At 61.3% G+C, this 19,744-nt stretch carries 19 protein-coding genes and 1 pseudogene; 9 read left to right on the top strand and 11 right to left on the bottom strand.

Annotated elements, in window-relative coordinates; all coding sequences use genetic code 11:
- Nucleotides 1-111: 111 nt before the first annotated feature.
- Nucleotides 112-426, bottom strand: coding sequence for an SCP2 sterol-binding domain-containing protein (locus P2T68_RS21545; protein WP_024075065.1), 315 nt, complete (start codon nt 424-426; stop codon nt 112-114).
- 56 nt (nt 427-482) lie between these two features.
- Complete coding sequence (locus tag P2T68_RS21540; RefSeq protein ID WP_024075066.1) at nt 483-1,193, bottom strand: histidine phosphatase family protein; 711 nt, start codon at nt 1,191-1,193, stop codon at nt 483-485.
- 195 nt (nt 1,194-1,388) lie between these two features.
- On the opposite strand from P2T68_RS21540, the gene sohB reads away from it, so the two are divergent.
- On the top strand, nt 1,389-2,414 hold the full coding sequence (sohB, locus tag P2T68_RS21535) for a protease SohB (RefSeq protein ID WP_024075067.1): 1,026 nt from the start codon (nt 1,389-1,391) through the stop codon (nt 2,412-2,414).
- Between the two features lie 113 nt (nt 2,415-2,527).
- Here sohB and P2T68_RS21530 read toward each other — a convergent pair whose 3' ends face one another.
- Nucleotides 2,528-4,036: an MFS transporter gene (locus tag P2T68_RS21530; RefSeq protein ID WP_193690555.1), complete on the bottom strand. Its 1,509-nt coding sequence runs from the start codon at nt 4,034-4,036 to the stop codon at nt 2,528-2,530.
- Nucleotides 4,037-4,186: 150 nt separating this feature from the next.
- Between P2T68_RS21530 and P2T68_RS21525 the strand changes: the two genes are divergently transcribed.
- Entirely contained in the window at nt 4,187-5,083 is an 897-nt protein-coding gene (locus P2T68_RS21525) for a LysR substrate-binding domain-containing protein (protein ID WP_277379767.1), read from the top strand.
- Here P2T68_RS21525 and dhaL read toward each other — a convergent pair.
- The 7 genes from dhaL to P2T68_RS21490 all read right to left on the bottom strand — a co-directional run bounded on the left by dhaL (nt 5,040) and on the right by P2T68_RS21490 (nt 12,310).
- Nucleotides 5,040-5,687, bottom strand: coding sequence for a dihydroxyacetone kinase subunit DhaL (gene dhaL, locus P2T68_RS21520; protein WP_024075070.1), 648 nt, complete (start codon nt 5,685-5,687; stop codon nt 5,040-5,042). The two genes, P2T68_RS21525 and dhaL, sit on opposite strands and share 44 nt — an antisense overlap.
- A 3-nt stretch (nt 5,688-5,690) precedes the next feature.
- Complete coding sequence (locus P2T68_RS21515; protein ID WP_277378252.1) at nt 5,691-6,692, bottom strand: dihydroxyacetone kinase subunit DhaK; 1,002 nt, start codon at nt 6,690-6,692, stop codon at nt 5,691-5,693.
- 65 nt (nt 6,693-6,757) lie between these two features.
- Nucleotides 6,758-7,873, bottom strand: a complete 1,116-nt coding sequence (locus P2T68_RS21510) for an alcohol dehydrogenase catalytic domain-containing protein (RefSeq protein WP_024075072.1) — start codon at nt 7,871-7,873, stop codon at nt 6,758-6,760.
- Nucleotides 7,874-7,899: 26 nt separating this feature from the next.
- Nucleotides 7,900-8,655 (bottom strand): SDR family oxidoreductase, encoded by a 756-nt coding sequence (locus P2T68_RS21505; protein WP_069076369.1) that lies wholly within the window; start codon nt 8,653-8,655, stop codon nt 7,900-7,902.
- A gap of 149 nt (nt 8,656-8,804) precedes the next feature.
- The gene (locus tag P2T68_RS21500) at nt 8,805-9,812 is read right to left on the bottom strand and encodes a substrate-binding domain-containing protein (RefSeq protein ID WP_024075074.1); all 1,008 of its coding nucleotides are present in this window, start codon (nt 9,810-9,812) and stop codon (nt 8,805-8,807) included.
- A gap of 36 nt (nt 9,813-9,848) precedes the next feature.
- Entirely contained in the window at nt 9,849-10,826 is a 978-nt protein-coding gene (locus tag P2T68_RS21495; protein WP_024075075.1) for an ABC transporter permease, read from the bottom strand.
- Entirely contained in the window at nt 10,823-12,310 is a 1,488-nt protein-coding gene (locus P2T68_RS21490) for a sugar ABC transporter ATP-binding protein (protein ID WP_168233106.1), read from the bottom strand. The genes P2T68_RS21495 and P2T68_RS21490 overlap by 4 nt, the downstream gene beginning before the upstream one ends.
- A gap of 283 nt (nt 12,311-12,593) precedes the next feature.
- Between P2T68_RS21490 and rpiB the strand changes: the two genes are divergently transcribed.
- The 3 genes from rpiB to P2T68_RS21475 all read left to right on the top strand — a co-directional run bounded on the left by rpiB (nt 12,594) and on the right by P2T68_RS21475 (nt 15,942).
- Nucleotides 12,594-13,055 (top strand): ribose 5-phosphate isomerase B, encoded by a 462-nt coding sequence (gene rpiB / locus P2T68_RS21485; RefSeq protein ID WP_016969738.1) that lies wholly within the window; start codon nt 12,594-12,596, stop codon nt 13,053-13,055.
- A 63-nt stretch (nt 13,056-13,118) separates the two neighbouring features.
- Nucleotides 13,119-14,099 (top strand): sugar-binding transcriptional regulator, encoded by a 981-nt coding sequence (locus tag P2T68_RS21480; protein WP_024075078.1) that lies wholly within the window; start codon nt 13,119-13,121, stop codon nt 14,097-14,099.
- A gap of 274 nt (nt 14,100-14,373) precedes the next feature.
- The gene (locus tag P2T68_RS21475; RefSeq protein ID WP_069076371.1) at nt 14,374-15,942 is read left to right on the top strand and encodes a TerC family protein; all 1,569 of its coding nucleotides are present in this window, start codon (nt 14,374-14,376) and stop codon (nt 15,940-15,942) included.
- Nucleotides 15,943-15,961: 19 nt separating this feature from the next.
- On the opposite strand, the pseudogene P2T68_RS21470 reads toward P2T68_RS21475, so the two are convergent.
- Nucleotides 15,962-16,252, bottom strand: a pseudogene (locus P2T68_RS21470) (thioredoxin family protein); the annotation flags it as partial.
- Nucleotides 16,253-16,702: 450 nt separating this feature from the next.
- Between P2T68_RS21470 and P2T68_RS21465 the strand changes: the two are divergent.
- Genes P2T68_RS21465 through P2T68_RS21450 form a run of 4 tightly spaced genes read left to right on the top strand, consistent with a single transcriptional unit; the run spans nt 16,703 to nt 19,719 of the window.
- A complete protein-coding gene (locus P2T68_RS21465; RefSeq protein WP_024075081.1) occupies nt 16,703-17,551 on the top strand; it encodes a transporter substrate-binding domain-containing protein in 849 nt (282 codons plus the stop codon).
- Nucleotides 17,552-17,603: 52 nt separating this feature from the next.
- On the top strand, nt 17,604-18,266 hold the full coding sequence (locus P2T68_RS21460; RefSeq protein ID WP_010564617.1) for an amino acid ABC transporter permease: 663 nt from the start codon (nt 17,604-17,606) through the stop codon (nt 18,264-18,266).
- An 11-nt stretch (nt 18,267-18,277) separates the two neighbouring features.
- On the top strand, nt 18,278-18,940 hold the full coding sequence (locus P2T68_RS21455) for an amino acid ABC transporter permease (protein WP_069076372.1): 663 nt from the start codon (nt 18,278-18,280) through the stop codon (nt 18,938-18,940).
- On the top strand, nt 18,937-19,719 hold the full coding sequence (locus P2T68_RS21450; RefSeq protein WP_024075083.1) for an amino acid ABC transporter ATP-binding protein: 783 nt from the start codon (nt 18,937-18,939) through the stop codon (nt 19,717-19,719). The genes P2T68_RS21455 and P2T68_RS21450 overlap by 4 nt, the downstream gene beginning before the upstream one ends.
- The last annotated feature ends 25 nt before the right edge of the window (nt 19,720-19,744 follow it).

Genomic DNA, 19,744 nt, shown 5'->3' with positions numbered 1-19,744 from the left:
TGTGGGAGAGGGCTTGCCCCCGATAGCGGTGTGACAGTCAACTGAGAGGCGACTGACAAACCGCTATCGGGAGCAAGCCCCCTCCCACAGGGATTCAAGATTGCCCGTGAATCAGGAAGGGAACAGCTCGCTCAGCTTCATGGCCAGCATCATGTCGCCTTCGGTACGCAGCTTGCCGCTCATGAAGGCCTGCATGCCGTCGGTGGAGCCGTCGACGATGCCTTTCATGGTTTCTCCGTCCATGACCAGGGTCACTTGGGCCTCAGGGTTTTCGCCTTCCAGCAGTTCGCAGGTGTTGTTCTTCACCACCAGCGAGAAGTTCTGGGTGTCGTCGATACGGAAACCGAATACCAGGTCCAGGCCGTTGGCGGCGTCTGGGTTGAATTTGGCTTTCATTGCTTCTACGGCTTTAGCTACTTCAGTCATGGTTTCGATCCTTTAGGGTAGAGTCCAGTGACCTTGGGGTCACGGTGGGCCACAACTCATCGGAAGGTGATGAGCTGCGGCGCCTTCAACAGTTGCAAGTGGGTATGACTGTTGAAGGAAGCCAGTGCCACCTCGCGCCCGCGGAATTTCAGCTGGTTGAGCGAGGTGTTAACAATTTGCCAGTTCAGTTCGAACGCCTGGGCGGCAGGCATCCGGGTAATCAGGTGGAGCAGGGCGGTGATGGTGCCGCCGGAGGTGAACACGGCGATCTTCTGCGTGTTGTCCGCGGCTTCAAGAATGCGTTGCAGGCCTCCCTGGACGCGCTCCACGAAGCCCAACCAGCTTTCCAGCCCCGGCGTGTCATACGTGCCGGCCAGCCAGCGCTCGATGATCAGGGCGAAGATGCGTTGGAACTCGCTGCGGTTCTGTGCCGCGTTGCGCAGGATTTCCAGGGCGTCGGGTTCGCTGCCGAGCAGGTCGGGCAGCAGGGCACGGATGATCGCGTCGGCGTCGAATTCGTTGAAGGCGCTGTCGGTTTCCACAGCAGGGACAGGCAGGCCGAGGGTGCTGTATTGATCGAAGGCAGCAGTGGCCGTGTGCTGTTGGCGGCGCAGGTCGCCGGCTATGCAGCGGTCGAACACCAGGCCCATGTCCGCCAGGTGGCGACCGAGTACTTGCGCCTGCTCCACGCCGACGGGCGACAGCACGTCATAGTCGTCTGCACCGAAGGAGGCTTGGCCATGTCGAATCAGATAGATGCTGCCCACGTCCGTTTTCCCGGTACGTTGAAAGTCTGGCGAGGTTATGAGGATGGCTTCGAGCTGTCAATGAAAAAACATACGCTTGTTTTAAAAGTGCGTTAGAGCACCGCGCTGCTGGCGGTTTGAGCACTGGCTCCCCGGCGGTCCCGTCGGTATGCTTGGGCAATCAGCGCCTGGCGCAGTGCATTTTTAAGGAGACACATGGATTTTCTGGCTGAATACGCAAGCTTTCTGGCGAAGACCGTCACCCTGGTGGTCGCGATCCTGGTGGTACTGATCAGCTTCGCGGCACTGCGCAGCAAAGGCCGTCGCAAGTCCGCCGGCCAGTTGCACGTCAGCAAACTGAATGATTTCTACAAGGGGTTGCGTGAGCGCCTGGAGTCGACCCTGCTCGACAAGGACCAGCTCAAAGCCCTGCGCAAGTCCGAAAGCAAAGCCGAAAAGAAGAAGGGCAAGAAGGCCCCTGAGGCCAAGCCACGGGTATTCGTGCTGGATTTCGACGGCGACATCAAGGCCTCGGCCACCGAGAGCCTGCGCCATGAAATCACCGCATTGCTGAGCCTGGCCACGCCCAAGGACGAAGTGGTACTGCGCCTGGAAAGCGGCGGCGGCATGGTACACAGCTACGGCCTGGCGTCGTCGCAACTGGCGCGGATTCGCCAGGCGGGCGTGCCGTTGACCGTGTGCATCGACAAGGTCGCGGCCAGCGGCGGCTACATGATGGCGTGCATCGGCGAGAAGATCATCAGCGCCCCCTTTGCCATCCTTGGCTCCATCGGTGTGGTGGCGCAGTTGCCCAACGTCAACCGCCTGCTGAAAAAGCACGACATAGACTTTGAAGTACTGACCGCCGGCGAATACAAGCGCACCCTCACCGTGTTTGGCGAAAACACCGAGAAGGGCCGCGAGAAGTTCCAGGAAGACCTGGACATCACCCATCAGTTGTTCAAGAACTTCGTGTCGCGCTATCGCCCGCAACTGGCGATTGATGAAGTGGCGACCGGAGAGGTGTGGCTGGGTGTTGCAGCGCTCGACAAGCAACTGGTCGACGAGCTGCAAACCAGCGACGAATACCTGGCGACCAAGGCCAAGACGGCCGAGGTGTTCCACTTGCACTACGCCGAGCGCAAGAGCCTGCAAGAACGCGTCGGCCTGGCCGCCAGCGGCTCGGTGGACCGTGTGCTGCTGACCTGGTGGAACCGCCTGACCCAGCAACGTTTCTGGTAAGCCTCTTAGGGGATAGGTAATACCTGTGGGAGGGGGCTTGCCCCCGATGGCGGTGGTTCAGTCACAGTTGCATTTACTGACACACCCTCATCGGCGGCAAGCCCCTCCCACATTCAGTTCGGTGTGGGTATCGGCTTGCGCATCAACCTTCCTACCACCAGCGCCCCGAGCAGCCCCAATAACCCTGCCACCCACAACACCTTGCTGAACCCACCCACAAACGCCTGCCGCGCCAGCGGTTGCACCGCCGCCCGTGCCGCCTCCGGCAACCGGCCCAACGCCGCTGACATATCCCCGGCCACCACCCGTGAAGCAATGTCGGCTGCCTGGCCTTGCCACTGTGCGTCGAGGCTGGCGCGCAACAACTGTTCGCTATGGCTGTTCAACAGCGCCCCGTACACGCCGATCGCCAGCATGATCGCGCTGAACCGCATGGTGGTGCTCATGCCCGAGGCCATCCCCGCGCGATCCCTCGGTACGCAGGCCATGATGTTTTTCTGTGTGTCGCCATTGAGGAACCCTGCTCCCGCGCCGGTGACCGCAATGGCCAGGGCGAAGGGCAGGTAGCCGCCCACATTCACCGCCCACGCGCTCAACAGGTTGCCGCTGCCGACCAGCGTCAAGCCGGCCGCCATCATCGTCGCCGGCGCAAAGCGGCCTGCCAGGCGCGCACCGATGCGTGGGCAAATCAGCATGGTCAGGGCAAATGGCAACATGCCCAGGCCCGAGGCAATGGCAGAGAACCCCAGGCCGTTTTGCAGGTAAAACGGTAGCAGCGTCATCATCACCTGGGCGCAGCCGGCATAGGCGAACATGCCCAGCAAGGCGCCAATAAAGCGCGGGTGACGCAGCAGTTGCAGGTCGACCATCGGCCGCCGCTGCACGCGCTCGACCCACACAAACACGCCCAGCAACAGTGCGCCAGCGCTCAGGCGCGCAAAGGTCAGCGGATTGTCCCAGCCGATGCGGTTGGCCTCGATCAAACCCCAGATCAAGCACAGCAGGCTGGCACTGAAGGCCAGGCTGCCCCATGGGTCGAGCCGTGCCGACTGGGTGTCGCGAGATTCCGGGATGACACGCAGCACCAAGGCCATCAGCCCCAGGCCCACGGGCAGGTTCAGGTAGAAGATCCAGCGCCAGCCCAAGTACTCGGTGATCAGCCCGCCGAGGGTCGGCGCGGCGGTCATCGCCACGCCCATGCACGCCCCCCAGAACGCCCAGGCCTTGGCGCGTTCTCCTTCATCGTGGAACGTGTGGCCGATGGACGCCAGGGCCGAGGTCAGCAACAGCGCCGCGCCGACGCCTTTCAGTGCGCGGGCGATATCGAGGAACAGCGCGTTGGGTGCGGCGCCGCAGCCGAGGGAGGCCAGGATGAAAATGCCCAGGCCCCAGACCAGGGTTTTCTTGCGCCCGAAACGGTCGGCAACGCTGCCTGCCGGCAACAAGAGGGCGGCGAAAGCCAGCATATAGGCGCTGACCACCCACTCGATATCGGCAAAGTTCGCCCCCAGGTCACGGGCGATGCTCGGCAGGGTCACGGCGACGATATTGGTGTCGAGCACGATCAGCGAACAGACGCCAGAGGCGGTCAGTAACGTGAGGCGCTGGCTGGCCGGTTTCATAATGAAATTACCTTACGGGTAATATGGAAATAGCAGTTGACGGGCATCGCAAGGTCTCTCTAGTGTTGATCTGCTGCAAGATTATCTGCGCCACGCAATGGTCTTGTTAGCCGTTGTGGAGCACTTTGTTACCTTTGAGCTAATCCTGTGATGGAAATACGCCACTTTCGCTACTTCCTGGCGGTTGCCTGGCAGCGCAATTTCACCCGCGCCGCCGAGCAACTGGGCATCGCGCCACCGACGTTGAGCCGGCAGATCCAGGACATGGAAACCAGCCTGGGCACGCGCCTGTTCATTCGCCGGCAGCGCGAAGTGAGCCTGACCGAGGCCGGTTCCGCCTTGCTGGGCGAGGCCGAAGCCACCGTGCGCCAGTTCGAATTTGCCCAGCGCAACGCCCAGCGTGCCGGGCGTGGGGAGATCGGCCACCTCGAGTTGGGTTACGTCGCTTCGGCGGTGTATTCGGGGTTATTGCAGCGGCAAATGCAGGCGTTCAGCCAAACGTTTCCCGATGTGAGCGTGAATGTGCGCGAATGCCCCATGGCCACCTTGCCAAGTGCGGTGGCCGATGGACGCTATGACATTGGCTATATCCGCTCGCCGATGCCCCTGCCCGAAGGGGTCGAGGCGGTGCGCCTGGACAGTGAGGGCTTTGTGTTGGCGCTGCCCCAGGCTTCCTGGCTGCTGGGGCTCAAGGCCATCGGCTGCGAACACCTGCAAAACGAGACGTTTATCCTGCCGGAGCAGATCAGCGGCACCTTGCAAGTGGCGGCGCAAGGCGGCTACGCGCCGCGCCTGGGGCCACAGCCCGGTGGGTTGGTTGCGGTGTTGGCGTTAGTGTCGTTGGGCCAGGGTGTCGCGGTGGTGCCGACATCGGTGATGGGGCATGTGAGTTTGCCGGGCGTGGTGTACCGCAGCATCCAGGGCAGTGATGCGTCGTCGTGGCTGTCATTGATTCACCGGCGCTTTGAGCAGGCGCCGGCGGTGGCGCGGTATGTCCAGCAGGTCAAGCACTCAGTCGCGGCTGCACCGAGTCCGCCAGGCGCGTAAGGATCAGGCAGCACGACACCGCCCCGGCATCCAGCACGCCCAGTGAGCGCTCGCCCAAGCGACTGGCGCGGCCGATCTTCGCCACCAGGTCCTTGGTCGAATCGCGCCCTTGGGACGCGGCGGCTTTCATTGCCTCGAGCGCATCGTTGAAGGACGACCCCGCGGCATGCGCCTGCTCGAACGCTTCGACCGCCGGGATCAAGGTGTCCATCAGGCATTTGTCGCCCACGCCGGCTTCAGTGATGTCCTGCAACGAGGTCAGGCCGCCGCGCAGCAAGTGGGCGAAGGTGGCCGCGTCAATCTCTTCACAGCCGCGCACTTCGTCGGCCATGCCGATAAACAGGCTGCCGTACAGGGGCCCCATGGAGCCGCCAATCCCTTCCATCAGGCTCAGGGTCAATTCATCCAGTGCTTCGGCCAGGCTCAGTTGGCGACCTTCGATCGTGCGCCCGCAATGGGCAAAGCCCTTGGCCATATTGATGCCGTGGTCGCCATCGCCAATGGCGCCGTCGACTGCGCTGAGGTATTCACGGTTGGCCACGATCACACTGACCAGGTCGGTGACGATGGCGCTGCCATCGCGGGTGGAAAAATGCTGGCTCATGGTTCACTCCGCCTGGGTCATGCCGATGGAGCGGCAGGGTTGGTCGATCAGGGTTTTCAGCTCGGCGTCGAGGCCGAGCAGGGTCAGGGTCACGCCCATCATTTCCAGGGAGGTGAAGTAGTTGCCCACGTAGCAACGGTGGATCTTCAAGCCCTTGGCCGTGAGTTGGCGTTCCACCTCGGCGTAGAAAATGTACAACTCCATCACCGGCGTGGCGCCAAGACCGGAGACCAGCACCACCACACTGTCGTCCTGGCTGAAATCGCGGTCGGCGAGGATCGGCGCGAGCATGCGTTCGGCCATGGCGGCGGCGGATTCGATGGGGATCACTTCGATGCCCGGCTCACCGTGATGGCCGATGCCCAGTTCCATCTGGCCGTCGGGGATCTGGAAGTTCGGCTTGCCCACGGCGGCAATGGTGCACGGCGTGAGGCCGATGCCAATGGAGCGGCAATGGTCGACGGCTTTTTGTGCGACGCGGATCACCCCGTCCAGGTCGTAATGCTGGGCGGCTGCGGCCCCGCCGATCTTCCACATGAAGATTTCCCCGGCCACGCCGCGCCGCTTGGCAATCTCAGCCTTGGGCGCAGAGGCGACGTCGTCGTTGGCGACCACGGTACGGATGCGCATGTCTTTGCTGGCGGCCATTTTCATCGCCAGCTTCACGTTCATGTTGTCGCCGGCATAGTTACCGTACAGGCAGGCCACGCCCGCGCCGTGGTCGGCGGCGCGGAAGGCATCGAAGAAACTTTTGGCGGTCGGTGAGGAAAAAATCTCACCGACAGCCACGGCGTCGACCAGGCCGGGCCCGACGTAGCCGAGGAAGGCCGGCTCATGGCCCGAGCCGCCGCCCGTGACAATGCCGACGCGGCCTTGCGCCGAAGTCCTGGCTTTGACGATGACCCGTGGATTGGTTTCGTATTGACGCAACTGCGGGTGCGCGACGAGGATGCCGCGCAGCATGTCCTCTACCACTTGGTCTGGATCGTTGATGACTCGATTCATAACGCGGGTTCCTGTGTTCTTGTTCTATGGATTCACAGCCATTCAGTGTGGGAGGTGTGATGTGCCTAAGGTTGCAGTACAACTTTGAGCGACTTGTCGCCACGCTCCATCACCGCAAACGCCTCCTTGAAATCCGCCAGGGCGAACGTGTGGGTCACCACGTCACGCATGTCGATCTTGCGGCTGCCGATAAAGTCGATGGCCCTCGGGTACATATACGGCCCCAGGTGCGAGCCGAGTACATCGAGTTCCTTGCGGTCGCCAATAATCGACCAATCCACCGTGGCCTCGTCGTTGAACACGCTGAACTCAACGAAGCGCCCGAGTTTGCGCAGCATCGCCAGGCCCTGGTTGACGGCCTTGTGATGACCGGTGGCCTCGATATAGATGTCGCAGCCGTAGCCCTCGGTGATCTCGCGGATCTTCGCCAGCACGTCCACCTCGGCGGGGTTCCATACTTCGTCGGCGCCCATGCGTAGGGCGAGGGCGGCGCGTTCGGGTTTCATGTCCAGCACGATCAGCTTTTTCGGGTTGCGCATGCGCACCGCGCCGATGATGCCCAGGCCCAGGGTGCCGGCGCCGGCAACCACCACCACGTCATCGAAATCCACGTTGGCGCGCTCGGCCGCATGCAGCGAGCAGGCCAGCGGTTCGATCAGGATGGCTTCGTCCGGTGCTATCGAATCCGGCACTTTATGGATGATGCCTTCCTTGGTGAAGATCATGTATTGGGCCATGGCCCCCTGCACGTTGTTCTGGAAGCCATACAGGTCATGCTTCTGGCACATCCAGTACTGGCCGTGATTACAGAAACGGCAACCCCAGCACGGCACGATCTGCTCGGAGATCACCCGGTCGCCGACCTTCACTCCGCGTTTCTCTGCGCCGGGGCCGAGGGCGACCACGCGACAGACGAACTCATGCCCGGGAATCATCGGTGGTTTCACATAGCGCGGTTGCTCGGCATCGCCCCAGAATGACGGTGCGCCGCGGTAGGTCTTGATGTCGCCCATGCAAATACCGCACAGCTCGACCTTGGTGAGGATTTCCTCGGGGCCGGGGGTGGGCACCTCGACCGTTTCCAGGCGATAGTCTTCCGGGCCATGGCAGACCACGGCCTGCATGGTTTTCGGGATGCTCGGGGAGAGTTGTTCAGGTGTGCGTTCGATGACGGTGGACATGACAGAACCTCACGACAAAAAATGAATTACTGAATGCTGTAGCCGCCGTCGATCACCATGTTCGCGCCGGTGATCATCTGGGCGGCGTCGCTGAGCAGGTACAACGCCAGCCCGGCGATTTCTTCCGGCTGGGCAAAGCGGCCCGCCGGGATCTGCAATTTGGCCCGCTCACCCACTTCTCCGGCCCACGCCTTCTTGCCCAGGGCGGTCTCGACGATGGTGGGGGAGATGGCGTTGACGGAGATGTGCGGTGCCCATTCCATGGCCAGCACCTTGGTCATGCCGACGATGGCTGCCTTGCTCGCGCAGTAGGCGACATGACGATCCAGGCCGATTACGGCGGCCTGGGAGGCGAGGTTGACGATACGCCCGCGGCCTTGGGCGAGCATGTGCCTGGCGCAGGCCTGGGCCACGAAGAAGCTGGCCTTGAGGTTGATGTCCAGGGTGGTGTCCCAGGCGCTTTCGCTGACATCGACAGCCTTGTCCAGCAGGACGACACCCGCGCTGTTGATCAGGTAGTCCAGGCGCTGGAAGCGTTCGACGACCTGGTCGATGGTGTGTTGCACCTCGCCGATCCGGCTGAGGTCGACGGCAATGCCCAGGTGCCCGGCACCGAGGCTGGCGGCGACGTCGACCACCGCCGGGTCGCGATCCAGCAATGCTACGCGGGCACCACGCTCCACCAGCAGGTTGGCACAGGCCAGGCCGATCCCGGCGGCACCACCGGTGATCACCGCGCAACGGCCGCTGAGGTCGAAGGCTTGGTTCCAGAATCCAGACATGCATGACTCCATTTTTGAATAGGGTGGAGATCAACGTGTGGGAGGGGGCTTGCTCCCGATGGCGGTGTGTCAGTCACCTGATCTACCACTGTTACACCGCCATCGGGAGCAAGCCCCCTCCCACATTTGACAGTATTTCAAGTCAATAACTACTTGCCGCCGCTGACTTGCTTGTACAGCGCATCGGCGTTGGCGTTAGTCACTGGCACCCACGGCAGGATGTAGGTCTTGGCGGTGCCATCACCCCATTTCACGTCCTTGGCATAGCGCTCCCAGATCACCGACTGCGGCTTGTAGTCCTTGCCGGCAAGCGCACGCAGGGCCACGTCCAGGGCGCCTTGGGACTGGGCCTGGGCGTCCTGCAGGAAGGTGGTGACTTCGTCTTTCTTCGCGGCCTGGATCGCATCCGGCATGCCGTCGATGGAGGTGACGGGTACGTCCTTGGAGGTCAAGCCATGGGACTTCAGGGCCTGTACGGCGCCGAGGGCCATGTCGTCGTTTTGCGCGATCACGCCGTTGATGCCTTTGGGGTGAGCGTTGAGCCAGTCTTCAGTCAGTGCCAGGGCCTGGGCGCGGTCCCAGTTGGCGGTCTTTTTCTCGATGATCTTGATGTCGGGGTGTTTGCCCAGCACTTCCAGCTCGCCTTTTTCCCGGTCGATCTGCGCCGACTGGCCAATCGGCCCCTGGATGATCACCACGTTGCCCTTGCCGTTGAGCTTGTCGACCATGGCCTGGGCCTGCAGGCGGCCGCCTTCCACATCATCGTTACCCACGTAAGGGACGGCGGCATCGGCTACTTTCGTATTGGAGGCGATGACCACTACGTCGTTGCTCATGGCCTGTTTCACCGTACCGACGCCGGCCTTGGTGTCGATTGGCACGAACAGGATGGCGTCGTAGTGCTGGGTCACCATGTTTTCGATCTGGTTGTTCTGGGTCAGGGCATCGTAGTTGCCGTCGAATACGGTCAACTGCACGGTGCCATCCTTGACGGCCGGGTGCTCCTTGAGCTCGCGGACCCAGTTCTGCATGAACTGGCCCTTGAGCCCGTAGACAGCAGCGCCGACCTTGTAGGTCTTGCCATCGGCGGCCAGGGCGATACTGCTGGCGAGCAGGGAGAGCGCCGCGACCGCGGCGAAGGGCATACCAATTTTCATGAGTTGAACTCCGTTATTGTTGTAGTGGTTCGTTCTCTAGCGTTTTTTCTTGCGCCACACGTCGATCAGTACTGCAAACACGATGATCAGGCCCTTGGCGACCTGCTGGTAATACGAGGACACGCCGAGCAGGTTGAGCCCGTTGTTGATCACGCCGATCAACAGCGCGCCGAACAGCGTGCCGACAATGCTGCCAGTGCCGCCGGACAGGCTGGTGCCACCGATCACCACTGCGGCAATCGCGTCCAGCTCATAGGAAACCCCGGCCTGGGGCAGGGCAGAGGTCGTGCGTGCCGACAGCACCACGCCGGCCAGGCCGGCGAGCAGGCCCGAGACCACGTACACCGAAAACATCACTTTGCGCACGCCAATGCCGGAGGTGCGCGCGCTCTTTTCATTGCCGCCCACGGCGTACACATAGCGGCCGTAGGTGGTGTAGCGCAGCACCATCCAGAAGATCAGCGCGACCACCGCGAAGATGATGATCGGCACGCCAATCGGGCCGATCTTGCCGATGCCCAGGGCGAGGTAGGCGTCGGGCAGGTCGGTGATCGGGCTGCCGTCATTGAGGATGAACGTCATGCCTCGCGCCACGCTGAGCATGCCGAGGGTGGCCACGAACGGCGGGATCGACAGGTTGGCGACCATGAAGCCATTCACCACGCCGAGCATCGCCCCGGCGAACATCCCGGCGCTCACCGCCGCCAGCAGGCCGTAGCCTTGGGTTGCGACCATCGCGCTGCACAGCCCGGCAAACGCCAGGATCGAGCCCACGGACAGGTCAATGCCTTTGGTCAGGATCACGTAGGTCATGCCCACGGCAAGGATGCCGTTGATGGAGGTCTGGCGCAGGATGTCCATCCAGTTGCGCCAGGTCATGAAGTATTCGCTGGAAAACGCCATCACCACGCACAGCAGGATAAACACCAGCGGCAGGCCGAAGCGGTCGAGGGTCAGGCGCAGGTGGCTGCGTGGCGCGGCAGTGATGGGGGCGGCTATGGTTTTGGCATTCATGAGGCAAGACTCAACAAGGCTTCCTGGGAAAGGGCGGTGTCGGTGCTGATGGTCACCAGCCGGCCGCCTTTGAATACAGCGATGCGATCACTCAGGTGCAGCAGTTCCGGGGCCTCCGACGACACCACGATGGCGGCGCCGCCGGCGCGCACGAACTGGTCGAGCAGGTGGTAGATCTCCTGCTTGGCGCCTTCGTCGATGCCGCGAGTGGGTTCGTCGCACAGCAGGCACACCGGTTCGGTCGACAGGCACTTGGCGAGCACCACCTTCTGCTGGTTACCGCCGCTCATGGAGGCCACCGGCAGTTCCAGGGAGGTGGTCTTGATCTGCAGGCGCTTGACCATGTCCTGGGCCAGTTGGGTTTCCTTGCGTGCGTTGATCAGTGACCAGCTCGACAGGCGCTTGTAGGCCGACAGTGCAATGTTGGAAAGAATGCTGGAACTGAGCACCAGGCCGCTGTCCTTTCGGTCTTCGGTGACTAGTGACATGCCCGCGTTGATCGTCGCCTTGGGCACCCCGATCGGCAGGGGCTTGCCTTGCAGGGTGACGCTGCCGGAATCGGCGACCGTCAGCCCATAGATGCAATTGAGGAACTCGCTGCGCCCTGACCCCATCAGGCCATAGATGCCGAGGATTTCACCCTGGCGCAGTTGCAGGCTGATGTCATGGAATTCGCCGGCGCGGCTCAGGTTGTCGACTTGCAGGCAGGTGTCGGCGGCACATTCGCGGCCGACCTTGTGGTCGATGCGTACCAGCTCCTGGCCGACGATGCCGCGTACCAGGTGCTGTCGGTCAATATCGGCCATGCGCCCACTTTCGACAAAGGCGCCGTCGCGGAAGATGCTGTAGTCATCGGCGATCTGCGCCAGCTCGCTCAACCGGTGCGACACATACACGATGCCGGCGCCACGCGCGGTAAGGCGGCGGATCGCCTTGAACAGGGTTTCGGCTTCGCGCTCGCCGATGGCCGAGGTGGGCTCGTCCATGATCATCACCTGGCAGTCATGGCTGAACGCCTTGGCGATTTCCACCAATTGGATTTGCGCGACGCTGAGGCGATGCATGGGGCTGGTGGCCTCGACGTCGAATTCCAGGCTGTCCAGCAGTTCGCGGGTGCGCCGGTTCAGGGCCTTGCTGTCGACGATGCAGCCGGCACGGCGCGGTTCGCGGCCCAGCCAGATGTTTTCGGCAACGGTCATGTAGGGGATGGGTTCCAGCTCCTGGGTGATCATCGCGATCCCTGCCGCGAGGGCTTCACTCGGGCGATTGAACTGCACCGGGGTGCCATTGAGCAGGATGGTGCCGGCGTCGCGCGGGGTGATGCCCATCAGGATGCTCAGGAAAGTCGACTTGCCTGCGCCATTACCGCCGCACAGGGCGTGGACGCTGCCGGACCGCAGAGAGAGGCGCCCGTCACGCAGGGCGGGAACCCCGGCGTAAGCCTTGGCGACGTGTTCAGCCTGGAGCAGTAATGGCGTAGCCATCGGCGTGTCCTCGTGCTGTGAATTCTTATTAGGTCGCACAGTCATGTTTCGCTGTGATCATATGTGTATCAAATGAAATTCTGATCAGTCAATATCTTTCATGTAAAAGCGCTGATTCTCATCTTTAGCCCAAATAATGGCTTTTTAGGCGGCTTTGACTGGCGAGTCAGTTAAAACATGCTTGACAGAAAGGGTGTGATGTCAGAGAAATGACTGGGCAAAATTTCACTGGCTGATCATATGATCAGTCATCAGTACGATCACGGCAGCGGAGCCAGACGCCATGAACACACCTTTTCCGGTGGCTATCGGATGCGATGAAGCGGGTTTTGAGCTCAAGGAGTTGTTAAAGCGCCATATCGAAGCGCTGGGTTACCCGGTGACCGACTTCGGCACCCATTCCACCGCGCCGGTGCTGTACCCCGACATCGCTCTGGCGGTGGCCACCGCGATCAATGCCGGGCAACAGCGCCTGGGCGTACTGGTGTGCGGTACCGGGATCGGCATGGCGATTTCCGCCAACAAGGTGTTGGGCATTCGTGCGGCCCAGGCCCATGACACCTATTCGGCCGAGCGTGCACGCAAGAGCAACGATGCGCAGATCCTGTCCATCGGCGCACGGGTGATCGGCGCCGAGCTGGCGAAAAGCATCGTCAAGTCGTTCCTGGAGTCGGAGTTCGAAGCGGCACGTTCCGGGGCCAAGGTCGAGCGCATCAATGCGATCGAGCGCGATGGGCATCAGTAGTGGACGTGACGGGGCAAGAGTCGGGAGAATGCGCCTTTGACGCCGAAACGGAAGCCCGTCCCCATGAGTGACAGCACCCAGCGTATTGCCAGCGATATCGATCAGATGACCGAAGTGGCGATGCTCTATTACCTCGAGAACGTCACTCAGGAGGCGATTGCCAAGCGCCTCGACCTGTCCCGCGCAAAAGTCAGTCGCTTGCTCAAGCGCGCGCGGGATGAAGGGATTGTCGAGGTGCGCGTGTTGCAGCACCCGGCGATGAACAGCGAGCTGGAGCGAGCGCTGGTGGAACGCTTCAAGCTCGACCGGGCCTTGATCGCCGTCGACCACAGCGACCCCGACACCCAGCGCTCGGCGGTTGCCAGCCTGGTGGCCAATTACCTGAACAAAACCCTGAGCGACGGCATGATCGTCGCCGTGGGCATGGGGCGCAACGTGGGAGCGGTGGCCGATAATGTATTTTTACCGGTGACGCGCAATTGCACATTTGTCTGCGCCATCGGCGGTTCGCTCAAGGCTGGCGAATATATGAACCCGGACCATATCTGCCGGCGCCTGGCCCTGCGCTTTGGCGGCGAGAGTGAAAGTCTGTATGCCCCGGCCCTGGTGGCCAACCCGGAACTGCGCGGCGTGCTGATCAATAACGACACGGTGCGCTCGACCCTGGATCGAGCGCGGCGGGCCGATATTGCATTGATTGGCATCGGCGATATGAGCGAAAACAGCAATATGGTGCGCATGGGCTGGTTCTCGCCCCAGGAGATCGCGCAGGCGCGGTTGTCCGGTACGGTGGGCGACATGATGGGCTATGACTTTATCGATATTCATGGCCAGCCGGCGGTCAACGCCATTCAAGGGCGAGTGATCGGGTTGACGGTGCAGGAGTTGTTCCGGATTCCGGATGTGGTCGCGATCGCGAGTGAGAACACCAAGGCGGCGGCGACGCTGGGCGCGTTGCGGTCGGGGGTGATCAATACGTTGGCGACTACGGTGACGAATGCCCACACCATCCTGGCGTTGGATGATGCGACCAGAAAGTCCTGATTCAACACAGGTCAAAATGTGGGAGGGGGGACAGGTTTTGTAATAGTTTTGTGTTGTGGGAAATTTGTATTTCAATTGTAGGATTCAAGTCCTTTTGTGACTTCAGGACTTGCATGAACACCCTCTCGGAGCCCCCCAGTCGTCTTTCCCCAAGACAACCGCTGCCGCTGTTCCCTTTCAAGCACCCCGTATTTCGATTGCTAACCGTGTTCCGGTCCACCGACCGCGCTTTGCCGTGCCCGGCATCCTGACATCTAGATAGAGACTTTAATAAATGGAATGGTTAGCGGATCCAACGGCCTGGCTCGGCCTGTTGACCTTGATTGTGCTGGAACTGGTGCTGGGCATCGACAACCTGGTGTTTATCGCGATCCTGGCGGACAAGCTGCCGCCGGAGCAGCGCGACCGTGCGCGGTTGATCGGTTTGTCCTTGGCGCTACTGATGCGCCTGGGCTTGCTGGCGAGTATTTCCTGGCTGGTGACGCTCACCCAGCCGCTGTTTGAGGTGTTCGACAAGAGCTTCTCCGGGCGTGACCTGATCATGCTGTTTGGTGGTGTGTTCCTGTTGTTCAAGGCCACCATGGAATTGCATGAGCGCCTGGAAGGGCATGTGGCGCAGCGCACGGGGAATGTGGCCTATGCGATGTTCTGGCCGATCGTGGCGCAGATCGTCGTCCTCGACGCGGTGTTCTCCCTCGACGCGGTGATCACTGCAGTCGGCATGGTGGATGAGCTGGCGGTGATGATGATCGCGGTGATCATTTCCATCGGTTTGATGATCGTCGCGAGCAAACCGTTGACCCGTTTCGTCAACGCGCACCCGACGGTGATCATGCTGTGCCTGGGCTTTTTGATGATGATCGGTTTCGCCCTGACCGCCGAAGGCCTGGGCTTCCACATTCCCAAAGGTTACCTGTACGCGGCCATTGGTTTTTCGATCCTGATCGAGGTGTTCAACCAGATTGCCCGGGCCCGGCGCAAGAAGTCGGCGCAGGGTGCGTTGCCGGTGCGTGAGCGTACGGCCCATGCGGTGATGCGCTTGCTGGGCGGGCGCAGCCTGGCGGTGGAGGAGGTGGGCGAAGACGTGGCTGACCTGCTGGGCGAACCGGATGCCAGCCAGGGCCCGTTGTTTGATCGGCGCGAGCGCGTGATGATCAGTGGTGTGCTGCAGTTGGCCGAACGGCCGATCCGCACCTTGATGACGCCGCGGGCCAAGGTCGACTTTATCGACTTGGCGGATGATCCCGACACGATTCGCCTGAAATTGATGCATTCGTCCTATTCGCGGCTGCCGTTGATCCGCGACGGTGCCGTTGATGAGCCCTTAGGCTTTGTGCACAAGAAGGAATTGCTCAAGGAATACCTGGCCGGCAACGAGCCGAACCTGGAGCACCTGGCTCGCCGGGCGATCAACCTGCTGGAGAGCTTTTCGATCCTCAACGCCCTGGAGCAGATGCGTCAAGAGTCGACCCACATCGCCTTCGTGATCAACGAATTTGGTGACTTCATGGGGGTGCTGAGCATGACCGACATCCTCGAATCCATCGCCGGTGAATTGCCGGACGCGAGTGAAATCGAGGGGCCGGACATCGTCGCGCAGGGGGATGGCTTCTGCGTCAACGGTGCCTTGAACCTCAACCAGATTCGTCAGCGCACCGGCTTCAATGCTGCGGCGACCGAGGATTACCAGACCCTGGCCGGTCTGGTAATGAGTCTGCTCGACCGCCTGCCGATGGTGGGCGATAGCCTGGAGCATGCGGGCTGGCGCCTGACGGTGGCGACGGTGGAGGAGCGGCGGGTGACGCAGGTGCTCTTGCGCCCTTGCGACGGGCATAGCGCTTGAAGGTGTCCTCGAGAAACTGCGCTTGCTGGTCTTCGGGGCCAAAGCCTTTGAACTTTTCCATCAGCGTGCCGTTGAGGAAGATCAGCAGCGTCGGGGTGCCCGTAACGTCGGGGTGCCTCGGCGTCTTGGCGCAATCGAGCACCAGGCTGACAACGGAGCGGTACTTGCCAGCGATCAGCTCAAATAATGGCCCTGAGCACGCACAGGCTGGGCAGTGATCGGAAACAAACAGCATGAATACCGGGCGCGAGGTGCTCAACGCGCGCCGGTAATCCTTGGCATTGGCGATGGTTGCGGTGGCAATTCCCATGAGGGCCTCCCTTTGGATGATGCGGGTTTTTGCCAACGCTACGACCAGGAATCAGTGTCGTCTACTGTCAACCTTCACAGGTAGCCAGGGGGCAAGCGTCGTCCGCACGCTCCCCCCATTTGCGCGCCTGGTCGGCGGTGATGTGCCAACGCTGGCCACAGCACGGTGGTTTTCCCATGATTGAAACGTGCCCGGTGTTGGTGCGCGGTAACACCGTTGTGGCGCATGTGCAGGGGGCCGTCGCGGTCGGATGGGGCCCTGGGTAGCAAGCTGATTTCAGCTGCTGGCGTAACGCCGTTAGCCAGAAGGCTGTTTATCCGTCTGATTTATAAACCATTTATTCCCCGCATATTTTTCCGTTACTGCCTGTGGCACACTTTCTGCTGTCTATTCCGTTGTTACATACTAAGTTCCGGTATAGCGGAATACACAACTCCTGGAGTGCTTGTCATGCATCACCGACCTTCCGTGTTTAAAGCGTGTGTTTTTCTTTTCGCCGCATCGGCATCCCTCGCAGGCCTCGTGCAGGCGGCGGACAGCAAGCTCGATAACGTGCTCAAGCGTGGGCACCTGATCGTGGGTACAGGCAGTACCAATGCGCCGTGGCACTTCCAAGGAGCGGATGGCAAGTTGCAGGGGTTTGATATTGATATTGGCCGCATCGTGGCCAAGGGGCTGTTCAACGACCCGAGCAAGGTCGAGTTTGTGGTGCAGTCGTCCGACGCCCGGATTCCCAACCTGCTGACCGACAAGGTCGACATGAGTTGCCAGTTCATTACCGTTACCGCCAGCCGCGCGCAGCAAGTGGCCTTTACCTTGCCGTACTACCGCGAAGGCGTGGGCCTGCTGCTGCCCAACAACAGCAAGTACAAGGAAATCGAAGACCTGCAAGCCGCCGGCGATGGCGTCACCGTGGCGGTGTTGCAAAACGTCTACGCCGAAGAACTGGTGCACCAGGCACTGCCCAAGGCCAAGGTCGACCAGTACGACAGCGTCGACCTGATGTACCAGGCCGTGAACTCCGGTCGCGCCGATGCCGCCGCCACCGACCAGTCTTCGGTCAAATACCTGATGGTGCAGAACCCTGGCCGCTATCGCAGCCCGGCCTATGCCTGGAGCCCGCAGACCTATGCGTGCGCGGTCAAGCGTGGCGACCAGGACTGGCTGAACTTCGTCAACACCGCGCTGCATGAAGCCATGACCGGTGTGGAGTTCCCCACCTACAAGGCTTCGTTCAAGCAGTGGTTCGGTGTGGACCTGCCAGAACCTGCCATTGGTTTCCCCGTCGAGTTCAAGTGATTCGTGAAAACCGGGGCGCCGCGCCTGGCGCCCCCATCAGGTACCGTTGACCATGAACTATCAGTTGAACTTTGCCGCCGTGTGGCGTGATTTCGACACCTTGCTCGCGGGGTTGTGGCTGGGCCTTGAGCTGGCACTGCTGTCGATCGCCATCGGCTGCGTGATCGGCCTGTTGATGGCGTTTGCCATGCTGTCCAGGCACCGGGCGTTGCGTATCCTCGCCTCGGTGTACGTGACGGTAGTACGCAACACGCCGATCCTGGTGCTGATCCTGTTGATCTACTTCGCCTTGCCCAGCCTGGGCATCCGCCTGGACAAGATCCCCTCGTTCATCATTACCTTGTCGCTGTACGCCGGTGCTTACCTGACCGAAGTGTTCCGTGCCGGGTTGTTGAATATTCCCAAGGGGTTGCGTGAAGCCGGGCTGGCGATTGGCCTGGGCGAGTGGCGAATCCGTGCCTACATCACCGTGCCAGTGATGCTGCGCAACGTGCTGCCCGCGCTGTCCAACAACTTTATCTCGCTGTTCAAGGACACCTCCCTGGCGGCCGCGATCGCGGTGCCGGAGCTGACCTATTACGCCCGCAAGATCAACGTCGAAAGCTACCGGGTGATTGAAACCTGGCTGGTCACGACCGCGCTCTATGTGGCTGCCTGTTACCTCATTGCCATGCTGCTCCGTTACCTGGAACAGCGTCTGGCGATCCGTCGTTAAGGAAGGTTTCCATGTACGAATCCCCCAGCTGGTTGCATGAGTTGTGGATCGCCCGGGACACCCTCTGGGCGGGTTTCCAGACCAGTGTGTACGTGTCGGCGCTGGCAATTATCTTCGGCACCCTGATCGGCATCGTCGCCGGGTTGATCCTGACCTACGGCAAATTCTGGATGCGGGCGCCGTTTCGCGTGTATGTCGACTTGATCCGTGGCACGCCGGTGTTTGTGCTGGTGCTGGCGTGTTTCTACATGCTGCCGGCGCTCGGCTGGCAAATCACCGCGTTCCAGGCCGGTGCCGTCGGGTTGACGCTGTTCTGCGGTTCCCACGTCTCGGAAATCGTGCGCGGCGCGCTGCAAGCCATTCCCCGTGGGCAACTGGAAGCGGGCAAGGCGATTGGCCTGACGTTCTACCAGTCCCTGGGCTACGTGCTGTTGCCCCAGGCGCTGCGGCAGATCCTGCCGACCTGGGTCAATTCCTCCACGGAAATCGTCAAGGCCTCGACCCTGTTGTCGGTGATCGGCGTGGCCGAACTGCTGTTGAGTACCCAGCAGGTGATCGCGCGCACCTTCATGACCCTGGAGTTCTACCTGTTCGCAGGCTTTATGTTCTTTGTCATCAACTACGCCATCGAGTTATTCGGGCGCTACATTGAAAAGCGGGTGGCCTTGCCATGAACCAACCTCAAACAACCGAACCGCTGCTGAACATTCGCGGCCTGCGTAAACAATACGGGCAGGTCGAAGTGCTCAAGGGCGTCGACCTGTCCATGCAGCGCGGCAACGTGGTGACGTTGATCGGCTCCAGCGGCTCGGGCAAGACCACGTTGTTGCGTTGCGTCAACCTGCTGGAAGAATTCCAGGGCGGGCAGATTACCCTCGACGGTGAGTCCATCGGCTACAGCGAAATCGCCGGCAAGCGTGTGCGTCACCCTGAACGGGTGATTGCCCAGCACCGCGCGATGACCGGCATGGCGTTCCAGCAGTTCAACCTGTTCCCGCACCTGACCGCGTTGCAGAACGTCACCCTTGGCCTGCTCAAGGTCAAGAAGATGGGTAAGGACGAAGCGGTGGCCCTGGCCGAAAAATGGCTGGATCGCGTTGGCTTGCTGGAACGCCGCAATCACTTTCCCGGTCAGCTCTCAGGCGGCCAGCAGCAGCGTGTGGCGATTGCCCGCGCGATTGCGATGAACCCGAGCTTGATGCTGTTCGACGAAGTCACTTCGGCCCTCGACCCGGAATTGGTGGGCGAGGTGCTCAGTGTGATCAAGGGCCTGGCGGAGGAGGGCATGACCATGTTGCTGGTCACCCACGAAATGCGCTTTGCCTATGAGGTGTCGGACAAGATCGTCTTCATGAACCAGGGGCGTATTGAAGAGCAGGGCTCGGCGAAGGACATCTTCGAACGGCCGCAATCGCCGCGCCTGGCGGAATTTCTGAAAAACATTCGTTTTTAAATGGTCAGTCAGCAGGAGAAACAGT

The sequence above is a fragment of the Pseudomonas sp. G11 genome, assembly GCF_029457515.1.
In the GTDB taxonomy this organism is placed as follows: Bacteria; Pseudomonadota; Gammaproteobacteria; order Pseudomonadales; family Pseudomonadaceae; genus Aquipseudomonas; species Aquipseudomonas gorinensis.
Note: the sequence above shows the minus strand (reverse complement) of the source record. Positions and strands in the feature narration are given on the sequence as shown.